Origin of the sequence: Paenibacillus sp. MCAF9 (assembly GCF_052114265.1) — a bacterium.
GTDB lineage: Bacteria > Bacillota > Bacilli > Paenibacillales > Paenibacillaceae > Pristimantibacillus.
In genome coordinates, this window is record NZ_JBFREL010000025.1 from 50,140 (window position 1) to 74,648 (window position 24,509).

A 24,509-nucleotide genomic window follows, 5' to 3' on the forward strand; every position below is an offset into this window, starting at 1 on the left:
TTTGCTTTATTCGTCCACCATACGTTTCTTGTATACGTACAAGCATAAAGCATACATCGCAACAATCCACACAAAAATAATAGCTAAATGGGACAATACGTCTGCCAGCCCCGCACCAGCCTCTACTTGCTTCGCTAGTTCAATCAGCTGCAGGTTTGGCATGTAATTGGCAATCGTCAGGATTGGATACTGATCCATCAACGGTGTAATTAATGACCCAAAAGCAAAAATGACAAAAGCCGGCATGATTGCAACGGATGCTTCCATCACCGATTTAGTTAGCAAACCGATGAACGTGCCTAAGCCCAAATAAAAAACGGATGATAAAAATATAGCGATGATAATGACCAATAGGTTTTTCGGATGATAATTAGAAAGTAAAGCAGAGAAAACAATAATGACCGTGCCCGCAATAAAGCTTAGCAAGCTTTTGCCGCAAAAAATCTCAAAAATGCTCGCCGGTGACAGCATGAGTCCGCGCAGTGTATTTTTTTCTTTCTCTTCAGCTACCAAGGCCGACTGCACATAGGTAGCTACCAAAATTAAAGCCATATTGATGACCAGATAATGTACATCAATGGTATTCACACCAATGCGCCCATATAAAGCAGCCAGGACTAAAGGAAGGAACAATGTCGAGGTTATATACATGTTTCGAGATACGTCTTTATAGTCTTTTTGCAAAATGGCCATTACTCGCTTCATTGAAAATGTCATGATAGTTTCCTCCCCGTCACTTCTACAAAAATATCGCCTAATGTTGGAAAGTTCGATTGAATGGATGCGATTTGGTTTTTGCTCATATAGTCAAATACCTTCTGCGCCCCGTCAGCTCCCTTTGGTACAATAACCGTTGACCCGTCAGTTAGCTCCACTGTAATGGTTGCATCGCTATGCTGCTCACGCAGCTTCTTTGGTTCATCAAGCAATTGAATCGTTCCATTATTCAGGAAAGCAACGCGGTCGCATAAAGTTTCGGCTTCGTTCATATCATGCGTCGTTAAAAAAATGGTTGTACCCTTTGCTTTCAATTGTAACAAGCCTTCATAAATATGCTTCGTATTCACAGGGTCAAGCGCTGATGTGGGCTCATCCAGAAACAAGAGCTCTGGTTCATGCAGGAAAGCCCGAGCGAGAATGACCCGTTGAAGCATGCCCTTGGATAATTTAGATACCATCTTCCTGCTCTCTTGCTCCAAATTCACCATCTGCAGCACGACATGAATCCGGCTTTCGGGCACATCGTATAAATCACAAAAAAACTTCAAATTATCGTAAACAGACAAGCGAGCATACAAAGACGTATTGTCTGTAATGATTCCAATTTTTTTGCGATACTTTTCTTCCCGCAATTTACTCGCGGGTACTCCAAATACATAGGCACTCCCCGAGGACGGCTTCGACTGCGCTGTTAATATTTTGATGGTTGTTGTTTTGCCCGATCCGCTTGGTCCTAGAAATCCGAAAATCTCACCCTTCCTTACGTTAAAGGAAACATCCTTTAACGCCCTGGAATTCGCAAATGATTTCTCTAATGAAGTCACTTCAATTATATTTTGCATGCCGCTCTCAACCTCCGTTGTTTTATCCGATCTACCTTCATCTTAGGTGAGAGGAGGAAGAGGCGCATTATAATCGCATTGAATGGAGCATACAAAGGGGTGAATGATGCTTATTTCGAGCTGAATAGCGCAATAATTACGTGGTTTGGAGCAGCAGATTCAGCGAATGGCGCTTATTTAAGCCCGATCATTTCCTTTAACTCAGCCATTTTTGTTTTTGAAAGCGGAACGTTAGTCTTTAAATGATCATCAAGCACCAAGCTATAGCTATTGCGAGTGAAGGTAATGACTTCTCTTACCTTTTGCAAATTAACGATGTAAGAACGATGGCAACGGAAGAAGCCATATGTCTGCAGTCTTTCTTCCAGCTCGTTAATTTTGAAGGATGTTGGATACATCTCCCCTTTAATATAGAGATTCGTTTGTCCTTCACTGCTTTCGATATAATCAATTTCCGGAGGATTGAACAATATAATTTTGTCATTCATTCGAGTCGGAATTTTCTCAAATCTGACGTGCTGAACGATAGGTTCATCATCTTCAAGGTCCTCATCACTTGCTGCATGCGAAGGCATAGATTCTTCCTTTTTATCCGCATCTTCTGTCGATACTAATTTCGGTTCCTCTTCTGTATCTTGAACATCAAAAGCTTTGAGTCCCTTCTCATCCAGTCGATAGACCCGGCTTGTCACACTAAGCGCTGTTTCCATATTCCCCGTGAGTACGAGAATCGCTTTGCCGCTTTCCCCGAGTGTACGAACTATTTTATGAAAAACAATCCTCGTTTCGATATCTACGTTCTGATCCGGCTCCTCAAATATGAAAAGAGCAGGATTTTGAAACAATAAGCGTGCAAACTGAACCCGTCTTTTCTCTGACAGGCTCAGCTTCGTTAGGCGCTTATTGGCTTTCAGATCAAGATTGACGATTCGGACAGCTTCATCGATGGATAGGCTTGAACCGTATATTTGTTTAAAGAAGCTAAAGTTTTCTTTGACAGTCAACCGTTCATAAGAGCCTTCTTCCAACAGCAGAAGACCTATCTGACTAAGAAAACCTTTCCTGTTATTTGCAAATGACAGATCATTCAACTTAATTTCCCCGCTGGAAATCGGCAGTTTTCCTGTCAGCATCGCTAATAACGTATTTCGGACATTCATGCTCGAATAAAGCGCGACCACCTCATGACGTGCAATTTCAATATGAAAGGCTGGAAATACGAGTACATTTTCGGTATATCTCTCTAACTCATTGATGGTCAGAACCGCCATATGATCACCTAGCTTATCTATAATTTAAAAGCCATATTTTTCATTTAACCTGTTTATTATACATGAGCACATAGCTATGCTGAATATAATGTGGGTATTTATTCAATTTGCGACAAAAAGCCACAACCTTCTTATGGTTGCGGCTTTTTATCGAATCAGAAAAAAACGATATTACCTATTCGAACCCATTCCCTGAATCGTAATTTTAAACTTCACATTTACTTCCGCCTCTGAGAACGCTTCTCCCCAATGGTCCTTAACCTTTTTCCATTGCTGGTATTTAAAAGCTCTAGCATATAAGCCGAGTCCAATGGGGTCGATTTTGGCCTTTTGTAATTTCTTGACCATCTGATCCACTTGCTTCTGAAGCTCTTCCTCGATTTGTTTTTGTAATTCGGGTGCATTCTTCTGAACATCAAAAACAAATAAACGTTCTGTGAGGTTAATCCCCATCCTCGCTTCAATATCAAATTTAAATTGATCGTTCTTGTAATCGGTTTTTGTTCTTACTTGAATTATGGTAGGAAAAAAACTTATTTTATTTTCCTGAGCCATTCCCTCGTTTGGCTGCTGAGGAAGGCTGAGCGTAAATGAAAATACGCCGCCTGTTTCATCCTGCAAAATTTTCAGAAGTTTTGACTGATTCCTATCCAGCGTTAATTTGTATTTTCCTGAATGATCCAAGAGCGCTGTACCTGTTACTCTTATGAGATTATCTTTTTTCATCTCGGTCATGCTCGGAGTTATCCCTTTTTCCGTAAATTGACGATGAAGCTCTTGAAGCGTCGTTTTCACTGTAAGATTTTGATTGTTCGTCGTCTCAATCAGTTTCAATAAATACATCGGAAGACGCGGCTTATCCTTAGGCGTGAACATCGCAATTTCTGAAACGGGTCCGTCTACCAAGACGACTCGAGACATCGTTGTATTTTTCCCATCGCGATACATCGTGTCCAAAATATTAAACCAATCCTTATGCTGAAATACACGTTTGCCGATAAGAAATACTTGAATCTTGCCTCGCCTCGATAATGCCGTTATTGATGAATCCAATTGATCTCTAGACTCTCTAATCGTAATGGATTTAACCATCGTATTCTCTTCCTTATCCTTCGCTTCTTTATAGAAAACAGGGCTAGAGGAGGAAACAACGAGATTTCCATCCTTATCTAGATCGATTCCCAACATCAAGCTAAGAGATATATCCTCAATGTTAATCCGATCCACACAGCCCGAAAGAACGGAAAGCGATATCAGCAGAAAAACAAAGTAAACGACTTTCACAGGCTATCACTCCGCTTAAACCGATTATATATGCTTACATAGAGGTAAAGCAGAATAGGAAACACATAGGCGAACCCAATTCCTACAGTGCTGATGAAAAGCACCCAATTCCCCGTTTGATTCCATGAAGGGTGGAGAAAAAGGGTGCAAATCACGATCGAAACAAACAAGGTTATGACGATAGGCGTTGGTTTTTTTGTCCCGAGCAGATGGTTTGTACTAAAGACCACTCCGTACATATAAGGAAGCCAAGCGGTGGAAATGACAAACAAATAAAGAGCCAGAAATACCATGTCAAAGCGCTCCAAAAAGTGCAGCTCGATCATTTTCAATAAATTAAATAGCGGCTCATTATATTCGGTTATGCCGTCCGGACTAAAGTAGGCGAAGCATATAAAGGTAACGCCCAGATAGATAAATAGAGTAATGGAATTAGCTATGACAATTCCGCGAACAGCCAAATGCTTTTTTTGCAAAAAAGGATATATCAAAAAAACGATTTCAAAACCGAGAAAGGAGAACGTGGTTGCTTTAACTCCATTGAAAATAGGCATCCAGCCTTCCTTGATAATGGGAAGCAGGTGAATCCAGTTGCTGTCTCCCATAGGGATAAGCAATAGAAAAAACATCCAAAACGTCATATAAAAAACAAGCTCCGCGTAGCGTCCCAACGCATGCAGCCCTTTTCCAACTATAAAAAAACCAGGAATAATGAGTAAAACCATCACAATATAATCCGGAGTCATTTGCAAAAACCACTGTTTAATAAATAACATCGTGACTGACAGTATCGTCCATGCAAAAAAGGCGAAATAAGCAATAATAGGAATGCTCATTACCTTCCCTGCAAATTTGCCAAAGAGTCGCATTAACAAGTCTGGCAAAGTATCCTCCGGGTATTTTTCAAAAATCTTTATGATTGTAATACTGGCTATCAGGTTTACGCAGTATCCAATGAGCAAGGATATCCACCCGTCCGTTCCTGCCTTTTCTGCAAGCGTCCTTGGCAGGGAGAATACGCCTGTTCCCACTTGGCTCCCATGAACAATAAAAATAAACTGCATGATCGTAATTTGGTTTCGTTTATATTTGCTCAAGAATCTTCACCACTCCGATATTTTTTCTGTCTAGTGGTTTGTAACGACATCGTGCTCTTAGGGCGCTTAAGCATGCTCCATATCGGAAAACGAACAAAAACATCCTTCATTTCAGAATATCTAAACGGAGCTAAAGGGCTCCCATAGGGCGTTCCCAACGATTCCATAGAAACGAAATGGGCAACTAATGCGCTCGCACCAATGACGATGCCTACTATGCCAAACATCGAAGCCAAAATCATGATTGGAAATCTTAGAAGGCGTATGGAAGCCCCCATATCATAGTTCGGGATAATGAAAGAGGCGATCGCGGTAGAAGAAACGACAATAACCATAATGTTGCTCACGATTCCTGCCTGAACTGCCGCTTGTCCAATAATGATACCGCCTACGATACCAATCGTTTGACCAATCATCGCAGGCAGCCGAATTCCCGCTTCTCTCATCATTTCGAGCATGATTTCCATCAATATAGCTTCTATTATCGGCGGAAAAGGAACCCGTGATCTAGTCTCCGCAATCGATAGAACGAACTGAACGGGAATGACCTCGTAATTGAACGAGATGAACGCGATATAGGCAGATGGCAAGAATAAAGCGATAAATAGAGCAAAAAAACGCAAAAGACGAATAAAAGAAGCTATCAGCCAGCGGCTATTGTAATCATCAACACTCTGAAAAAAGGCAATGAAGTTTACAGGAGCAATCATCACAGTAGGGGAACGATCCACAACAACTGCAAATCTTCCTTGTAGAATATGTGATGCTGTTGTATCGGGTTTTTCGGTCAAAATAACTTGAGGAAATGGTGAAAAGGGATTATCTTCGATAAATTCTGCCAGCTCTCCCGTATTCATGATGGCGTCAATATCAATATGATTGATCCTCTGTTCGAGCTCCTTAAGAATCTCTGGATCAGCCACGTCAGCTAGATATAAAATTGAAACCTTTAATTTTCCGCGTTGTCCTATGATTAGCTCTTTGATTTTCAATTCACGGTTTGGAATATATCTGCGAATCAAGGCTATATTTTGGCTCCCCGTTTCAACAAAGCTCTGATGGGCTCCTCGCAGCGAAGCTTCGATACGAGAATCATCAACCGGTCTTTGCGGCCAGCCCTTCGTATCATAAACGTAAGCCTGGGATTGCCCCTCAACAAAGAGCACACTATCCCCTTGCAAAATGGCATTTTCGATTTGATTCCAGGTTGATTCGTTCCGGATCGTTCCTACACTGACTTCAGGCAAGCGGAAATATTGGCCAGAGTCGCCGTTAATTAAAGCATGTAAAATATTATTGTGAATGTATTCCTTATTGACTAACCCCTCCAAATAAACAAGAGTCGCAGAATTATCATCTTGATTCGTTTGGATCTGCCTTATGATTAAATCTGGCGTTAACGTGAACAGCTGTTTGAGGTAAATAATATTAGTTGACATATTTTTGCTAATGGGAGGATCTTGAAGAGATGAGGCACTATTCATCGGTATCCGATATTTTGATTTTCGGTTCCCTCTAAAAAATTTCATGTATGAAAACACAAGGAATCATCCTATCTCGTTTCTGTCTATGGATTTAAAATAGTCATTCCAAGGATCGACAAAAAGCGACTAAAAGATACTCCGCGTGCCTTACTGGATATAAAAAGAAGCCCTCAATCCCACTCCTATTGTGGTTTTGAAGGCTTCTTCCTTATGGCTTGCTCCTACTCATGCGGCTATTGGAAATCCAAGATAAAATATAGCACCGCCGCCCTTGCGGTTATCGGCAGTAATGAGTCCCCCGCATCGTTCCACAATCGCTCGCGATATGGCAAGGCCGAGGCCGGACTCTCCGTCCTTGCCTTTCACAAAACGATGAAATAAATAAGGAAGAAGCTCATCCGGAATGCCGCCGCCATCATCGGACACCGATATTTCTATGCGGCCTTTTTTAGCCGAAGCATGAATATAAATATTTTTATCCGCATGTCGAATCGCGTTTGTCACAACATTAAGCATCGCTTGAAGAAGCTTGTCTTGGTCTGCTCGTACAATCAGCTGTTCATGCTCATCATTGCTTGGATGCAGTGTAATTCCTTTTTTGACGAGCATAGGGTTTACACGTTCAATCGTCTCAGCGAGCAAATCCTTTAAACACACCAACGAGGGCTGATAAATATCCTCCTCGCTGTCCAGCTTCGCTAACAACGTCATTTCGGTAACCAAATTTTTCAGCCTGTCACTTTCGCTTAAAATAATGTCCAAGCCTTTATAAACACCTTCACCTTCAAACACTCCGTCTCTAATGCCTTCCGCATAACCCGCAATGGACATTAAAGGTGATTTCAGCTCATGTGAAGCATTTTGGAAAAACTGCTTTTGCGCACGGTTAAAGCGATTAAGCTCGTCAGCCATTTCAAAAACGACCTGTGCAACAGAACCAATCTCCCCCCCTGCCTTTACGCGCTTCACCTTGGAAAACTGGCGGCTCTTCACCTTTGTCAATTCTTCCTTTAATCTCATGAGCGGCTTGATTAGCTTCCTCGTGATCAAATGGCTGAGCACCAGCATGAGCATTCCGCCCAAACCGAATACAAGAAGCAAACGTTTCAGCAGCGCCTGTTCAATTTCTTTGATTTTGCTGACCGGCGTAAAGAGCGTCAAGGTACCCTGCGGAATGGCGTTCACTTCAACAAGAAACCCTTTATCCGTCCCGTCTACTACCTTACCAACGCTCGTAATGGCTGCTGTCTCCGTGCTCGATGCTTTACCGGCCTGCAAAGATTGCATCGGCAATACCTCTTTCATAATATTTCCTTGGGCATCCGTCACGACGGCTTCAATGGATGGGTTAATTGACAATGCACTGGCGGAAAGTGTCACCTGGCTATCTTTCGCTGATTGGGTCACCATTTCCGTCTTCATAGTAGCGGACAGCGTTGCGCTTGCCATCTTCAGTTCTTCCTTTTGCGCAACCATAAAATGATCTAATAACACATAGTGAATTAAAAGCGCAGTGATCGATAAAACAAGCACAAGCGCGATGCCAAATGCGAGATTAATCTGATGAACGAGCTTCATATTAATACACACCCCGATCCGTTCTCATTCGATAGCCATGACCCCATACCGACTCTATTGGTAAATGCTCTATTTTTTTTCGTATTCGTTTAATAAGATGATCGACTGCACGATCGCTGCCGAAATAATCGTCGCCCCAGACGAGTGTGAGCAGATCAGCTCTAGCAAAAGCACGGTTCGGCTGCTCAATAAACACCTTGAGCATCGTGAATTCCTTGCTCGTCATGTCCACTTCCTCGCCTTGCCAGAATACACGCCTTTCCTCCAGCATCAATTGAAGCTCACCGAGCTCCAGCCGCGACAATGGCGTTGCAGCATTCGCCGTGTTTTCTTCGGCTTGGTTAATTTTATACCAGCGTTGGAGCTGCCGCTTTATGCGCGCCATCAGCTCGCGAGGACTAAACGGCTTAACTAAATAATCGTCGCTCCCAAGCTCCAAGCCTAATATTTTATCAACCTCTGTATCTTTGGCTGAAATCATAATAATGGGCACTTCTGCCTCATTCCGAATTCGCCTGCATAGCTCATAGCCATCCATTCCCGGCAGCATAATATCGAGCACCCACAGATCCGGAGGATTGGTTTGCCACAGCTCCMATGCGTCCTCTGCATTTTCCAAACCGATTGTCTGGTAATTTTCCTTCTGCAAATAAATCTCGACTAAATTACGTATATGAAAGTCATCATCCACAACGGCGATGCGATAATTGCTGTTCACCTTCACTAACCCCCTGAACATTTCTTCTATAAGTATACCAAGCCCACAATCGCAATGGGGTCGTGCCATCGTTTTTCCACAAATACACCAATGTTCTGACACAGCCTTCTTGTAGAGTAAGACGAGTAAGACAAACCCATTAGGAGCGTGAAACCATGAACCATAAGTTGATTATTTCCAGAGTTGTCCTTTCATCTGCTTTATTGATGTCCGCTGTTGCAGGCCCTGCCATCTCGAATGCAGCGTCTAAAGCGCCAGCACCTGAAAAACTCTCAATGCTGCAAAACGTAACAGCAAGCACTTCCATCTCCGCAGATGCAACAACTGGCGTAGCTGTGGTTAACAGCTTTACTAATCCGCTCGACTTAGCCAAAAAGTATGCGCCTGACACACTCGCTGACTGGCAGGATACATTAGACCAATATGAGAAAACGATCGGCAGCACGATGAAAAATCTCATTTCATCTGTCGAAGCAATACCAGCAATTTCAGCTGGCAAGGAAACGATTTCTATCTCTAAATCGGAGAAATTGGAGAATGGCACAACTTTGTCATTGAAAGCTTCTGCAGTAAAAATCTCAGATTCCACTAAACTAAATATTGCACCAGCTGATGTCGTTCAGCTTGATAAGAATACAGATACGGCGGTTCAAATGACTGAGGCGACTATTAGCGAAGCCGACAGCGCTGACATGGCGTTTATTAGAGCAGAGATTAAGCTGGCGCAAGCGGTTCAAGCTGAAGATGCTGCTGCTATTAAGCAATCACTGAACGAGCTTCTTGTACAATACAAACAGCAAATCGCTGAATGGAAAGCAGAGAAGTAAAACCTTTAAAAAAGAAAACAAGCTCACCTCCTTGATGAGGTGAGCTTGTTTCTTTTTCGCATATGCTTACGCATCTAACGGTAGAAAATTACTGTTTCTAAGCTTTGCAGCATAATTTAAAGTGAAGTCTTAGCCAAGGATGTGTTGCCATGAAACGTAATCAGCAAGCTTCCCGAAAGCTCGATAAGCCTAATTTCCTTGTCATTCTGGTGGATGAGGAACGTTATCCCCCTGTATATGAGAACGCCGAAATAAAAAAATGGCGCAAAAAAAATCTAATCGCACAGGAGCTGTTGAAAGAAAACTCTATGGAGTTCCATAGGCACTACATCGGGAGCTCCGCATGCTGCCCAAGCCGGGCAACCTTGTTTACCGGACATTACCCATCGCTCCACGGCGTCAGCCAAACGGTTGGAATCGCCAAAGAGTCTTTCGATTCCGATGTGCATTGGCTGGATAAAAACACCGTTCCTACGATGGGCGACTATTTCCGCGAAGCCGGCTATCAGACGCACTACAAAGGGAAATGGCATATAACCAATGCAGATATTATCGTCCCTGGCACCCACAACAGCATTCCAAGCTTTGATCCTTTGACAGGCGTACCTGACAGAGAGCGAACCGACTTATATTACCAAGCTAATCGCTTAGATGGCTTCGGCTTCTCTGACTGGATTGGTCCGGAGCCAAATGGAAAAAATCCGCGTAATTCCGCCTCCTCTGCAGGTTTTGGAATAAGCGGACGCGATGTGGTTTATAGTGAGGAAACCGTGATGCTGCTTGAAAACCTTGATCGTCAAAAAAGCAATGATAAAAATGCCAAGCCATGGTTAGTCATTGCTTCCTTCGTTAACCCGCATGATATTGTTTTGTACGGTGCGCTCACTGCGCAGCTGCCCGCCTTTCGGTTCGAAGTGGAGCCTACGGTACCATCCGTTTCCCCGTCGCCAACGATGAACGAATCGCTACTTACGAAACCACGCTGCCAAGCAAGCTATCGCGATACTTACCCTAAGGCGCTGCAGCCGATCATCGACAATCCATTTTACCGTCAGCTTTATTACCAGCTGCAAAAAAATGCCGATCAGCAAATGTTAAAAGTATACGAGGCGCTTGCTCGCTCATCATTTTATGACAATACGATCGTTATTTTCACCTCAGACCATGGTGATTTGCTCGGATCTCACGGAAATCTTCATCAAAAATGGTACTGTGCCTATGAAGAGTTTCTGCATGTGCCTTTCCTTATTCATAATAAGCATCTTTTTCCGCATAATAAAAATGTGGATACCCTTACAAGCCATGTTGATTTGCTGCCTACTATGCTTGGACTTGCGAATGTGGACATCCATACCATTCAATGCTGCTTGCAAAAGAGATTCAGTGAAGCCCGCCCTTTTGTTGGGCGCGACCTCACTCCTATCATTTTGGAACAAAAACCGGCCGTAACCGGCGATAGTCCTATATATTTCATGACCGATGACGACGTGACACGCGGTCAGCACCAAGTAAATCCACTCGGGGAAGCCTATGCATCCGTTGTTCAGCCTAATCACATTGAGTCTGTCCTCATGACGATCATTACCGATGGCAAGAAACAATTGTGGAAATACTCCCGTTACTATGACAACGTGCAATTTTGGAGCCAACCAGGCGTACAGGATGTAACCTTTTTGCAAGCTGATGCTCCAAAAGGTGAACCTTACCCGCTGTGGGTGTCACAAGTGAAAACGGAGCCGGCTCCAGAAGAATTTGAGCTGTACAACTTAACCGAGGATCCGCTTGAAGCTCGCAACCTTGCGAATCCAGCCTATGCCACGCAGCATACGAAAGAAATTGAAACATGGATGATGGAGCTGCTGAATGAGCAGCGCATGCAAAAAAGACTTGTCCCAGCGGATACGGGCATCACTTAAAGCCATGAATTAAATCAAGCCTTGCAGGCGAATAATCGCCTGTGCGCGATCAACAACTTCCAGTTTGCTATAGAGATTGCTGATGTAGTTGCGTGCTGTACCTTCGGCTATGAACAACGCATCAGCAATTTCTCGATTGTTCAGTCCGCGTATAATAAGCTGTGCCAACTTTTTCTCGCGATCTGTCAGCTGGATGTGACGCTGGCTCGTTTTTTGCCATTGCTCGTGATCCTCTGTAAACCTGTTCATCCTCTCAGCCAATTTGGCTGCAACCGCGGCTGGAAGAATGAACTGCCCGGATATCGTATCACGAATCGCGGCAATCATTTTATCGATGTCCATATCCTTCAGCATATAGCCGCTTGCCCCATGCGCCATGCCCTCTACAATATAATCCGCGTCTATGAATGTCGTTAAAAACAAAATAAAAATGTTGGGCGAGCTCTGCTTAATTCGTTTTAAAGCGGTGATTCCATCCATAATCGGCATTTGAATATCGAGCAGCATAAGGTGTGGCTGAAGCGTCTCTGCCATTTCACACGCCTCTTCCCCATTTTTAGCTACGCCAACGATCTCGAAATCATCTTCCAAGTCCAATATGGTTCGAAGCCCTTCCCGTGTCAGCATCTGATCATCGGCAATTACTATCGTTATCTTATTCATTCCCTCTCTCCATTCAAACGTATCTTGTAGGGCAAATCGATTTTTAACAGACAGCCTTGATTTGGCCATGATTCAATAGAGAGGCTTCCGCCCAGCTGTTCCACTCGCTCTTTCATCGCCTTTAACCCAAATCCAAGCGCAATCTCAGGGGCTCCCATTCCGCAATCTTCGAGCCTGAACTGCAAATAGGTTCCTACGGTTTGCAAACTAAAGCGGAATTCCTTGCTCCCCCCATGTCGGATGCCATTGGTTAAGCCTTCTTGGAGCGCATGATAGATCGCCTTCTTATGCGCTGTCGACAGCTTCGGCAAAGGCTGAATCGCTGCATGAACCTCTACTTCCATATTGCGCTCTGTATCCTGAATGAGCCGCTTCAGCATTTGTCCGAGGTCAGCGAACTTGTCCTCCTTCAACATATGGACAGAGCCGCGGATCTCATTCAAGCTATGCCTTGCTAGATCCTGTGCTTCTTTCAACCGCTGCATGCCGCCCTCCATGTCCTTGTGCAGCAAACGCTTTCCAGCTTCAATCTGAAGGATCGTCGAGGTAAGTGAATGGCCGACAATATCATGAATATCATGGGCAATGCGGCTCCGTTCCTCATAAACAGAAGCTTCGGCAAGCGCAGCAGACGTCTCTTGCATGGACCTCTCAAGACTGCGAGTCCGCTCCACGACTTGTGCCTCTAAGTTATTTTTGAGATATTGTATCCCCGAATAAAGCTTAGCGTTTTCTATGGAAATGGCGCACTGGGAGCCGAGCAGCTTCAGAACATCAAGCCGCTGCGGTGTGAAGACGCTCGTCGATAGCTTATTCTCCATATAAAGCAAGCAAATCAGCTTATTCTGATGCATGATAGGGAGACATAAAACCGACTTTAATCCATTATTTTTAACATACGGATTTCGGACGAACATCCCTTCATGGGCTGCATCATGCAGGACAACTTCCTCTTTCGTTCGTGCTGCATAGCCAATAATAGCCGCTGAGGCGATTTCCGATTCCTCCGCAAGGGGCACGGTTTCAATGCGAAGCTCCTCTGCTGTTCCATACGCCTCAACAACCCAATTGTCTTCGTGACCAAAAATAAGCACACCATATTCCGCGCCAGCATTATGAAGCATGATACGCATCAGCGTGTCGAGCAAACGATTCATTTCCATTTCGCCCGATAATGCTTGCGCGGACATGACTGCTGAGAGATAATCCACACTTTCAAGGCCCGACTCCCGTCTGATGTGGAGCAAATGCCCATATTTTTGTTCCAGATCGGCCGCTTTCGCAGCCGCCCCCCATTCAATATATGCTTCATACGCTTCCGTCATATAGATTTTCGCGAGCTGCTGCCTGCCTTGACGAAGGGCAAATTTTGCAAGGCATTCCGCTGCTATTGCAAGATCATGTATATATCCATAAGCACGCGCTGCCTCAATCGACTGCTCAAACAGCTCCTCCGCTTGACGGCTCTTTCGTGTAATCCGCGCCATTTCAGCTTTAATGAGCAAATATTTATGCTTATAGTTTTCTGGGCAACGCGTAGTGAGCACTTTCATTCTTTTCATATGCTTCTTAATAGTTGTCAAAATCTCTTTTTGCTCCTGTACGGAAACATCCTCATAAAGCTGTGCCAGCACTAACGATTCATAAAAATATTGTACGGTGCTCTCATAGTTATCATTACGCGAAGAAATAATTGCGGCTGCTCTCTTCAAAGCCTCATTCGCTTCCTGATACTGGCCAAAAAAGTAGCCAGGCAAATAATGAAGCGTGCAAACCAGCTCTTGAATCGTATTAAACTGATCTCCGTGCACCGACCCGGCAAAATCCTCGCTAAAGATATCCGTTTCTATAAATGGATCATTCGGCGCGCGATATCCCGTTAAACGTACAAGGAGAGCGGAAAGCAGAACGGCTTGCTTCCAATGAAGCGTATTATTATGGCGCAAAAAATCGCCTGAATGCGCAATTAACCGGTTATAAATATCACTAAGCGGATGACCATATTGCAGCAGAGTTGCACAATTAATTAATACACTTTGATTGCTGTGCCACAGATCTCCAGATTCCAGTCCAACTTTCCCAGCATGCTCGGTAAAGGTCTTCAGCATCATCGGATCAAATTTGCGCCAGCTGTCGTAACAAAGGGTGAATGAAGTAAGCGTCTTAACATGCAGTATAGGGTACGGCTTCGATAATTCACAGGCGAGCATCCCCCATTCGAATGCGTCTTTATAATGCCGAAATTGAAAATTCAGGAACATGGCATAACCGACAAAACCGATTGATGACCCCGGGGCCATGCCGTAATCCAGTGTCATTTCGACCATGGTAAACGTAGTAGCAAGCCAGCCTTTTTGATTTACAAAAAAACTGGCATTGCTCGTATAGACCATCGAGGTCATAGCCGCTTTCCGTACTTCATCTGTCATTGGCGGCAGTTGCTGCAGCGATGCTATCGAATGTTTCTTAATTTTCCTTCTGAGCTTTAACCACTGCACAGTCAATTCGAATGTGCTTGGCTCAAAACGAGGATGAATATCCAACAACTCCAACGTTTGACGGCCTAAAGTAAGGACCTCGTCGTAATTGTCATTCGTTGCCTCCAATTGAATCTTCATTGTGCAAACGAGCGCTTTATCTAAATTAGTTTCCGCTTTGCTGATCAACAAATTAAATAAATCATGTGCTTTCGCAAAATGACCGCATAAATATTCCGCCTCGGCGCGTTCTCTGAATATTCGGAAGGCAAGCGAGTAGCTGTTTTTCCAACATTCCTCTTCGATAAGGGCAGCAGCATGACGCAAATAGCCTAGTGATGTCTCATATGCGGTCGATTGTTTGGCCTTCAAGGCCGCCTTTAAGTTCAGCTCGGCGAGTTCAAGCTTCTGCTCTAGACGTTCTATTTGTTTCCATGCCTGATTGAAATGATTGACAGCTTCGAATACATTTGCATCTTCAGTGAATGCAACACGGTCCGCAAGCAGCGATCCGATTCTCCAATGCAGTGCGGGAAGCTCATCCTCGGACACAAGATGATAGGCAGCCTGCTGAATGCGATCATGCTGAAATTGATAAATTTTTCCGTTCCCGAGCTTAACTGGCTGCAATAATTGTTCACGCTCGGCTTTCTCCAGCAATTCTTCAAGCTCCTGCAAGGATAGATTCGTAATGGAAACAAGCATATCTACATCAAAGCTGGTGCCAAGAACAGCTGCCCGCCCAAGCACATAAACCATCTGATCCGGGAAAAGCTTCATCTTATCCGATATATAATCAGCCGTATTGGCCGGAACGTTCCTTTCAGCAATTAGCTGCAAATCCCACTGCCAGCGCCTGCTCGATTCATCAAACATAACTTGCTCATCATCAACCAAATCCTGAATAAATTGCTTTAGAAAAAAAGGATTGCCTTCCGTCTTATGGAGCAATACAGCAGCCAGCTCATCGGTTTCAGCAGCTTCGCAGCCCATGGTGTCGCTTAGAAGGCTGGTTAAATCAGCGGCTTCCAAAGCCTCTAGATGAATACGGCTGTTCTTTGTGTTGTGCTCTTCAAAATGATTCTCCAAACGGCTTAGCGGATGCAGAGGCGTAATTTCTCCATCCCGATAAGCCAAGATGACGAGTAAATGATTGATGTCCCTATCCTCTAGAAGATAAGCAAGATACTGAAGCGATTCTTCATCCGCCCATTGAAGATCATCAAAGAACAAAACCAACGGGCAGTCCCGGTGAAGGAAGAGATGAATAAAACGGCTCAAAATAAGGTGAAAACGGCGCTGCGCTTCCACTGGCGGCAATGAAAGCACCGCTGGCTGCTCTCCAATCAGCAGCTCCAGCTTTGGAACCAATTCAATCAACAGCTGTCCATACCCATTTAAGGCATCTATTATGCGCAGCTTCCAAACCTCTGCCTGCAGCTTGCTCTCCATGAGCATTAGGCTAACCAATTCATCAATGGCTTGAATCCATACGTCGTAGGGTTTTGCCGTTTGCTGCGGATTGAATTTGCCCGTAACAAAATAAACTTCAAGCGGCATCGATTTTCTAAGCGTTTCATTCACAAAGGACGTTTTTCCTATTCCTCCGTTGCCGCTAACCCAGATAACCTCCGCAGCGCTTAACGACGCTCGCTGCAGTGCATCTTGCAAGCATTGCTGCTCGGAGCGTCTGCCGTAATACTGGTTTGAAGTCCTCCAAAGATCTGAAATATCACGGCTTGCCAGTGCAAAGGCTTCTACTTCTCCTGATAACTGGAATTGATTCAGACATTCTTCCAAGTCCGACTTCAACCCGAATGCACTGATATACCGCGCATCAGGCATCTTCTCCATACACTTGCTTACAATAGCAGATACCATCTCGGGTATAGAGGAATACCTCTTATGCAGAGGTTCAGGCGTGCTGGCAATATGCCGATATATAACATCCATTACATCTTGTGATTCAAAAGGAAGGCTTCCCGACATCCATTCGTATAAGGTGACGCCGAGCGAATAGAAATCAGAGCGGTAATCGGGGATCATTCCCGTTCTGCCCGTCTGTTCTGGGGAGATATAGGACAAAATGAAGTCAGGCCTGCCTGTTGTTAATGGAAGCGGACTCTTGTTAAGTTCAGTTGAACACATTCGAATATCAATAAACTTCACTTCATAGGTATCGGGATTAGCGATGAGATGAAAGGGGGTTATTTCATTGAGTATTATTTTTTCACGATGTATTTGCATCAGGCTATCTGCTGCCGATACTGCGATGGCCAGCAACGCTTCATGCATAAAAGGGTTATCGCGCGTGCGCAATACCCGATCCAGTGTACTGCCTCCGATATCCTGCAAAATCAGAACAGGTCTGTCTGCTAACATTTCCAGACTATATGCTTCTAACGTTCCTCGTCCGCCGAGCTTAACGAGCAGCTCATACTCATGCTGAAATGCAGCAACCACGTTCGGTCCTGGATAGATATCACATGTGGTTTTGGCGATAACAGGAATGTTATCCGCTTGGCGAATCATTCTATATAGGTTTATATCATCATAACTGCCTATTTCATCGATCATTTGATAACCTGATATCTCAATCAAGAAGCCGCACTCCCCAGTTGCTAGATATGGAAAGAATTCATTAATTAAACAAAGGTAATCAATTAAAGGAAGCCCAGAAGAAATTTAACTTCATTATAGCATTGGCTCTTCTACTATGAATACCACGCTCGTGCTCGGAATAAAAAAACAGACCATCCGATGGAAAGTCTGCTCGTTACATTCACTTAAACATTCGTTTTCGATGATTGCTCCCAATTTTATACCAATATTTAGTATGTTCATCCTTAAACAGTCGAATGCCTACCAGTCGGAAAGGCGTCCAAATCTCTCGAAACATGATATACTCAGCCATTGTTTTCACCTCAAAAATAATTCCTATTATCTATTTACCTTTAGCATTTCTACCATTTACATGATACTAATTACCTATAAACAGTATAATCCAAATTATCCCTTTTATATAGTGAGAGTTGTCATTTTTTTGTCATATGACAACAATCGGTCAGCATGTACGTAAAAAATGGGCTGTCCCAACCGTAGATTAATCTACTTTTGAGACAGCCCGCTAGTATGATAGAGATATAAAAGATGATCCGATTGCTTAGCATGCTATACGGATATGACAATTCCAAAATATTTACGTAATGCTTCCGCATATTCCTCTTGTGTAGAAGGTGTGACTACCTGAACGCCCAAACCCGTAAATATACGAAACTCTTCGCCTGCAATCGTATTTCTTCCTTCAGCTGTCCGAATGGCCGCCATCGGCGTGCTCACAAATATCGAATCTTGTGCATGCTCACACCAGTAGGAGGTCATAATGAAATCCTGCGGCAACTGCGGTTCCTCGGTAAAGGTATAAAGGCGGCTCCATTCCCCCTTCTTCCTCTCCAGCAGCACCCAGCCAAAAAAGGCATCCCGCTCCAGCTGATACGCTTCTTCCTTTTGCTCATAGACAACATTTTCAGCCAATAGAATCGGGTTTCGTGGTGCAATACCGCCTACTCCCACATCGCATAGATACGGCTTTCCTTCAGCTACTACCTGTAAAATATGATGCCTGCGTTTTGGCGGTGTCTGTGTTTCATCACGCCAGAACCGGGCAAAATAGTTCGTCACGTTAAAGCCGAGCTCGGCTAACAACCAACCAAACAGTGCATTCAACTCAAAGCAATAGCCACCGCGATGCTTAGTAACGATTTTATTGAACAGGTCGGGAATTTCCAATGATAGCGGTACCCGATTTATAATATCTAAGTTTTCGTAGGGTACGGTATGTACATGGCAGTTCTGGAGCTCCGTAAGTGTTGCCAAGCTGTTGTCGATCGGGCCGTTATAACCTATTCGTTCAAGATACGCCAATACTTCAGGTTTCCATAGCTTGTGGTCAACTACCATTTTATTTACCCCTCGCTGTTCGTAGACTTGTTATTTATTTCATCATATCTTCCTGCATCGACTAATGGCAAGACAAGCGCTGCAATTAATGAAAATCAGTAAAATTATTGTATTCAAAATAAATCATTTACGGGCAAAGCCACGATTTACTCCGAATAACGTTCCGATTATCCAATGGCTTATAAAAGCTGTCCCAAAAGTAGAAATCTACATTTGGAACAGCCCTTGTTATGTTTATGGAGGCTTAGACAAAAAGAATTCCTGAGTGAATCGCTGATAACAAGGCGCTCCTTTGCCCGGAATTTGTATTGGATTTTTCGCTAACGAACCCCGCAGCTCTTATTTAAGCCATTTGGAATGAATTGAATTTGTAACGAACTCCAGCGTCGCTATTTTGAGAAAAACAGCTCCTAACCCCTCATACAGCATGCCATAACGTTAATCAGGTTCGTTAAAATTTAAAAGATGCCGTTTTCTGCCTAATAAGCATATTACGATTCGTTAGAGAAGTAATCAACCGAAATTATCTGCTTACTAAATTTGAGAAACCATAAAAAATTGAGTAAACTATAGGTAATAAAGGAGGCGTTTATTTATGGCCGATTTGGCAGCAAACATGGAAATTGGAATCAGTACTTTTTTGGAAACAACACCGGACCCGGTGACAGGAGTAATCATGAGCCATGCTGAACGTCTGCGCAACGCGGTTGAGGAAATTGTGCTAGCAGATCAAGTTGGACTAGATGTTTATGGTATTGGGGAGCATCACCGTGCTGATTACGCTGGCACTGCGCCTGCGGTTGTACTGGCAGCTGCAGCTCCTATGACCAAAAATATTAGACTCACCAGCGCTGTTACCGTTCTGTCCTCAGACGACCCTGTTCGTGTATTTCAACAGTTTTCCACACTCGATGGGCTCTCGAACGGCAGAGCCGAAATTATGGCAGGGCGGGGATCCTTTATTGAATCCTTCCCGCTATTTGGGTACAGCTTAGAAGATTATGATGAATTGTTTGAAGAGAAGCTAGAGCTGCTTCTTGCTATCAGAGATTCCGAAAAGGTCAATTGGCGCGGTGGACATCGTCCTGCTATTCATAATCTACCTGTATACCCGCGGCCAGTTCAGAGCCCGCTTCCCGTTTGGATCGCAAGCGGCGGCAACGCGCAATCTGCGATTCGCGCAGGCTTGCTCGGCCTTCCTATCGCCTTCGCTATTATTGGCGGGATGCCTGAAAATTTTGCACCGCTGGTCGATCTTTACAAGGAGGCAGCTGCAAAAGCTGGACATGATCCCAGCAAGCTGCAAATCGCCACACATTCCCACGGTTTTGTTGGCGAAACAACGGAGCAAGCAGCCGATTTATTTTTCCCGCCAACTCAGGCCCAAATGAATGTCATTGGACGTGAACGCGGCTGGGGGCAGCATTACAGTCGTGCAGCTTATGACTCTGCCCGCAGCCTTCGAGGCGCTTTATATGTGGGTGATTCTGAATATGTTGCGGAGAAGATTCTTTTGCTGCGCAAAAATCTAGGGGTTACTCGGTTCTTCCTGCATGTGAATGTGGGTACGATGCCGCACCGCGAGGTACTGCGAGCCATTGAGCTGCTTGGCACTAAAGTAGCACCAATCGTGCGCAAGGAGCTTGCAAGAAGCGAAGGAAAGCAATAAAAAAGATAGCAATTATCTCAAAAAAGAAGTGTGCGGACCTGAGATGGCCTGTGCACTTCTTTTTTAGGTTGGGTAAATCTTCTAATAAAAGGAAAAACGAAAAAGACAGAGAAATAGTACACAATCCGATACTTAAGGAGCTTGTGTATGAATCATCTTTCTCGCAAACAAATACAGCAAATTCAGCATATGTTTCCCACATTCGCCCATTATATCAATTAAGTACTGAATGGCAATATATTAGCTCTTATAATGTTTCTACAGAACCATATTTAATAGCATACTCATCTCAAAGTAGAGAACCTACAACTGCAGAATGTTTGATTGGGCAATGTGAACTAAATACAGTAAGTAATACATTTGATTCATTAGCTGGTTTTCATATCCCATCAGACATTACAAGTGGAAGTTGGACAGCAACAACGACTACCTTAGCTACTGACTCAATTCAAACGAACACAACTCAAATTGAGAGTAAAACTTTGATAGAGAATCCAGAGTATACAGCTATCGAAAACAAGATACAATTGGATGAATTCGCAGCTGAGGTGAATGACAATATAAGAGAACTTAAGGGTAATGAACTTTCAGAGTTTATTATTACTTTTAACAGACCTTTATCAAGTGAAGAAGTCAAAGAATATTTAGATGATATTTCGAGTGTATTATTGTATGGAAGAGGTATTAACTCAAATAGTGAACGTGTAACTATTGGTCAAGTACTACTGTCTGATTCAGTGTTTGATGCAATAGAAAGTGATACAAGTTATGAATTTAAAGGCTATATACAATTACAAGGTGTGGCAAGTAAAGAAGTTTTAGAAAAATTGGTAGATGATTCGAATGTGTATTCAGTTGAAGTTGCTAAAGGTACAATTCCAATGGGATTATATTGGAAGCTAGAAAATAGTAAATAATAATCTTAAGCCTGGAGACTTGTCTTCAGGCTTAATAATTTTTGTGAATGTGGTATAATATATACTAAACAAACAGGGGTAAGGTGGTGAGTCATATCGAAGTTGGTCACTATAAAAGGATAATTGGAATCCTTACATGTTTGACAGGTTTACTCTATATTCCTAGTGTATTGAAATGGCTTTGGAATAGTGATTCAACTATGAGCGACCTCTCAGTTAGCTTAGTATGGAGTTTCGTTTGTGTTTTTATTGGTATTGCTTTATGCTCTAAGGACTGGAGTAATCTTCATGTTGCTTTTTTAGTGATCAATTTAATTTATCACTTGATTTGGAGTTACTTAATAATTGATCAAGTCCTACATCTTCCTAACAAGCAACTCCAATACTTACCTTACTACATTCATATCGTATTAGTAGTAGGTTGTGGAGCGTATTTTATTATTTATAACAACAAAAAAAATACAGTTTAACAATAGTATCAAGTCAATAAGTCTAGTGTATTCTAGGCTTTTTATTTTGCGATCTATTATTACTTTTTATAATTTTAATAGGTGTAATAAACTTAAAGCTCTTCGCTCTATTACGTGGGTAAGCAGAATTTTGCTCCGATGATAGAACGATTTGACATGGAGCCCCTGCTGCATGAGTAGTCGCGCCAAAGAAGAAACAGTCATTACAATATTTTCATGTTTCGGTCCCCAAACATATTCATTACTATAAATAGGTTCCTTGCCCTTAGTCTTATTGAGCTTTTGTATTAATCGAAACTGTTCTTGAAGAGAACATGCTAACTGAATATCTTCCTCTGAAAACGTTTGACTCGCAAGCAAATTAGTTAGTTCACTTTGCAGAAGTGGAATTTTCTTTGTTTGGTCTAATGTTTCAACTGCAATTCGTTCTACGTCTAATGGATTTAAATTTTCATACACTTGACCTGTAATACCAAGAACTTGATTATTTGCTAGAACATATTCTTCAAGTCTTATAAAATCTCCAGCTGCATTTTTTTAAATTCAATTTGTTGGTCAGAAGCTCTCTCTATTTCTGGAAAAATAGTTCTGTGTAGTTCCTGCTTGCCAATACCAACGGATAAAACCATTTTTTTAACTTTTTAACATTTGCAAAATGAATCGAATTCATCTAAATGGGGGCTATCTGGCTTATAGTTTTTCTAGTGTTTTTGTGTTGCAATCGACCAGTAACCCTCTCTTAGTTTGTCCATTATCATTTCCTCCGTAATTAAAAGTTACTAAATGAATTTATTAATATATTATATTAGATATCTCCAATTCCGACTTCAATTCTTCAACTGCGTTTCCACTAATAATAATCTTTGGGGAAATTTCAATAGTCATGTAAAACAAACCCTCTTTCTTAGAATCTTACAATCCGACAAAAATGAAAGAGCTCATTGCTGTAGCCGTTGCTCATGTGACAGGATGCCCCTATTGCATTGATGTGCATGTGAAGAAATACAAGGAGCTAGGAGGCATACGGGAGGAAATAGTAGAGGCCATTTTGGTTGCAGCATCCACAAGAGCTGGCGCCATTCTCAGCCATGCGACCCATGCCTTAATCTCATTTGAAGAAGACGATGACAAAAGATCACACAAGAAAGCAAACCAATCATCCTCAGCGCCGGACTGTTTCTGTTAAGTTTATTTCTTCAAATTAAAAAGCAGCAGCCCCCATTTCTTATCGTGGGGGCTGCGTCATATTCTATTAATCCAGAAACGGGCTAACCGTTATGCCTTCGACACTAATCTCACCATTTCCGCCTGTGAGCCTAATGATATTATCATCACCTGGCTCTAGCTGAACGGTAATACTAGCAAGACCGCTATAGTCCAGCAGACTTCCTGTTGACAGTGCATTAAGCAAGGAATAATCATGACCATTCACGGTCAGGTTTAGTTTGGCGAGTCGCTCTGCCGTTGCATAACGAATATGAATGGCCGCTCTTCCGCCTTTTTCTCCGTCGATAGCTTGAAACTCGCAATAAGAGCCAGCGATATCCAAACGATTAACGACACTTTCTCCTTGCTCGTTTGTTTCAACAACCGCTCCTCCGTCCACACGGCTGGCAGAGTAGGTTCTCTGATTTGTATTGGGAGCCGGAGCATCCCCTACAGACTTAACGCCTTCTTTGGTTTGAACGACGGTCTGGATTGTTCCATCTTCATTAAAATACAAATAATCAATACACATGCTTCTTAAATTGCCTTGGCCCGAAATTTCCTGATTGTGATAAAACAAATACCACTGCCCCTTAAATTCCGCCACAGAACCGTGAGTAGTTGAGCAGCCAGTCGGCTCTAGAAAAATACCTCTATAGGTCCATGGTCCAAGCGGATGCTTGCTGGTAGCATATCTCATTCGGTTGTTTCCATCTAAATTATCAGCGTAGGTCAGATAGTAAAGGTCAGCCCTTTTGAAAACCCAAGCCGCCTCATGAAAATCCTCCAGTCCTTCCATCTCGCGCATCTCGCCGTTAATGGACATCATATCGTCGTTCAGCTCGCCGCCCTCGCATCTGCTGCCCCCGCCGTAATACATATAAGCACGTCCATCATCATCAACGAGCACGCACGGATCAATGAGCGCAAATCCGCCCAGTCCTGAGATATAACCTTGATCCTTAAAACCGCTTCCTGGTTTTTGGCTCGTCGCCACACCGATTTTCCATGTATTATTCCAATCTGATCCGCTGGGATGCGGGTAATAGAAATAATAGGTTCCGTTTTTGTAGGCGCAATCCGGCGCCCACATGAAGCCGCCTTCCGGTCTGCCCCATGCTACATCGTCCGAACGAAGAATTTCGCCCTCATCCAACCAGTTCACCATATCGGAAGAGGAGTACACATGGTATCGATCCATTAAATCACAGCCTCTTGCCGGGTCCATATCATGCGAAGCATAAATATAAACCTTGCCGTCCTCCCAAACATGAGCAGAAGGGTCAGCCGTATATATTGTAGTTATTATCGGATTTTGAGATGTTAACTTCACACGTTCATGTTCTACTGGAATACCTTCATTTTTTATCATGTTCATCTATTCCTCGCTCTCCAGCCTATATTTTATAA

Annotated in this window: 17 protein-coding genes; 5 read left to right on the forward strand and 12 right to left on the reverse strand. The window is 43.2% G+C overall.

Going from position 1 to position 24,509, the window contains the following annotated elements; all coding sequences use genetic code 11:
• Positions 1-6: 6 nt before the first annotated feature.
• The 8 genes from AB4Z45_RS25585 to AB4Z45_RS25620 form a co-directional block, all read right to left on the reverse strand.
• Entirely contained in the window at positions 7-717 is a 711-nt protein-coding gene (locus tag AB4Z45_RS25585; protein WP_441912409.1) for an ABC transporter permease, read from the reverse strand.
• Positions 714-1,562: an ATP-binding cassette domain-containing protein gene (locus tag AB4Z45_RS25590; RefSeq protein WP_441912410.1), complete on the reverse strand. Its 849-nt coding sequence runs from the start codon at positions 1,560-1,562 to the stop codon at positions 714-716. The genes AB4Z45_RS25585 and AB4Z45_RS25590 overlap by 4 nt, the downstream gene beginning before the upstream one ends.
• A 173-nt stretch (positions 1,563-1,735) precedes the next feature.
• The gene (locus tag AB4Z45_RS25595) at positions 1,736-2,833 is read right to left on the reverse strand and encodes a LytTR family transcriptional regulator DNA-binding domain-containing protein (RefSeq protein WP_441912411.1); all 1,098 of its coding nucleotides are present in this window, start codon (positions 2,831-2,833) and stop codon (positions 1,736-1,738) included.
• A gap of 171 nt (positions 2,834-3,004) precedes the next feature.
• Entirely contained in the window at positions 3,005-4,117 is a 1,113-nt protein-coding gene (locus tag AB4Z45_RS25600; RefSeq protein WP_441912412.1) for a Ger(x)C family spore germination protein, read from the reverse strand.
• Positions 4,114-5,214, reverse strand: coding sequence for a GerAB/ArcD/ProY family transporter (locus AB4Z45_RS25605; protein WP_441912413.1), 1,101 nt, complete (start codon positions 5,212-5,214; stop codon positions 4,114-4,116). Before AB4Z45_RS25605 ends, AB4Z45_RS25600 begins: the two co-directional genes overlap by 4 nt.
• Entirely contained in the window at positions 5,211-6,743 is a 1,533-nt protein-coding gene (locus AB4Z45_RS25610; RefSeq protein WP_441912434.1) for a spore germination protein, read from the reverse strand. Before AB4Z45_RS25610 ends, AB4Z45_RS25605 begins: the two co-directional genes overlap by 4 nt.
• Positions 6,744-6,923: 180 nt before the next feature.
• The gene (locus AB4Z45_RS25615) at positions 6,924-8,276 is read right to left on the reverse strand and encodes a sensor histidine kinase (RefSeq protein WP_441912414.1); all 1,353 of its coding nucleotides are present in this window, start codon (positions 8,274-8,276) and stop codon (positions 6,924-6,926) included.
• Between the two features lies 1 nt (position 8,277).
• On the reverse strand, positions 8,278-8,994 hold the full coding sequence (locus tag AB4Z45_RS25620; protein ID WP_441912415.1) for a response regulator transcription factor: 717 nt from the start codon (positions 8,992-8,994) through the stop codon (positions 8,278-8,280).
• Positions 8,995-9,149: 155 nt separating this feature from the next.
• Here AB4Z45_RS25620 and AB4Z45_RS25625 point away from each other — a divergent pair, with 155 nt between their 5' ends.
• Positions 9,150-9,821, forward strand: coding sequence for a hypothetical protein (locus AB4Z45_RS25625; RefSeq protein WP_441912416.1), 672 nt, complete (start codon positions 9,150-9,152; stop codon positions 9,819-9,821).
• A gap of 149 nt (positions 9,822-9,970) precedes the next feature.
• Positions 9,971-11,737 carry a sulfatase-like hydrolase/transferase gene (locus tag AB4Z45_RS25630; protein WP_441912417.1) on the forward strand — a complete coding sequence of 589 codons (1,767 nt, stop codon included), beginning with the start codon at positions 9,971-9,973 and terminating at the stop codon, positions 11,735-11,737.
• 9 nt (positions 11,738-11,746) lie between these two features.
• Here AB4Z45_RS25630 and AB4Z45_RS25635 read toward each other — a convergent pair whose 3' ends face one another.
• From AB4Z45_RS25635 to AB4Z45_RS25645, 3 genes are all read right to left on the reverse strand, one after another.
• Positions 11,747-12,400: a response regulator gene (locus AB4Z45_RS25635; protein ID WP_441912418.1), complete on the reverse strand. Its 654-nt coding sequence runs from the start codon at positions 12,398-12,400 to the stop codon at positions 11,747-11,749.
• Positions 12,397-17,478, reverse strand: a complete 5,082-nt coding sequence (locus AB4Z45_RS25640) for an AAA family ATPase (RefSeq protein ID WP_441912419.1) — start codon at positions 17,476-17,478, stop codon at positions 12,397-12,399. The genes AB4Z45_RS25635 and AB4Z45_RS25640 overlap by 4 nt, the downstream gene beginning before the upstream one ends.
• A 570-nt stretch (positions 17,479-18,048) precedes the next feature.
• Positions 18,049-18,837 carry an arylamine N-acetyltransferase family protein gene (locus AB4Z45_RS25645; protein WP_441912420.1) on the reverse strand — a complete coding sequence of 263 codons (789 nt, stop codon included), beginning with the start codon at positions 18,835-18,837 and terminating at the stop codon, positions 18,049-18,051.
• Positions 18,838-19,453: 616 nt separating this feature from the next.
• Between AB4Z45_RS25645 and AB4Z45_RS25650 the strand changes: the two genes are divergently transcribed.
• From AB4Z45_RS25650 to AB4Z45_RS25660, 3 genes are all read left to right on the forward strand, one after another.
• Positions 19,454-20,506 carry an LLM class flavin-dependent oxidoreductase gene (locus tag AB4Z45_RS25650; RefSeq protein WP_441881205.1) on the forward strand — a complete coding sequence of 351 codons (1,053 nt, stop codon included), beginning with the start codon at positions 19,454-19,456 and terminating at the stop codon, positions 20,504-20,506.
• Positions 20,507-20,649: 143 nt separating this feature from the next.
• Positions 20,650-21,423: a hypothetical protein gene (locus tag AB4Z45_RS25655; RefSeq protein WP_441912421.1), complete on the forward strand. Its 774-nt coding sequence runs from the start codon at positions 20,650-20,652 to the stop codon at positions 21,421-21,423.
• A 1,398-nt stretch (positions 21,424-22,821) separates the two neighbouring features.
• A complete protein-coding gene (locus AB4Z45_RS25660) occupies positions 22,822-23,079 on the forward strand; it encodes a carboxymuconolactone decarboxylase family protein (RefSeq protein ID WP_441912422.1) in 258 nt (85 codons plus the stop codon).
• 66 nt (positions 23,080-23,145) lie between these two features.
• Here AB4Z45_RS25660 and AB4Z45_RS25665 read toward each other — a convergent pair whose 3' ends face one another.
• On the reverse strand, positions 23,146-24,477 hold the full coding sequence (locus AB4Z45_RS25665) for a family 43 glycosylhydrolase (protein WP_441912423.1): 1,332 nt from the start codon (positions 24,475-24,477) through the stop codon (positions 23,146-23,148).
• Positions 24,478-24,509: the final 32 nt, after the last annotated feature.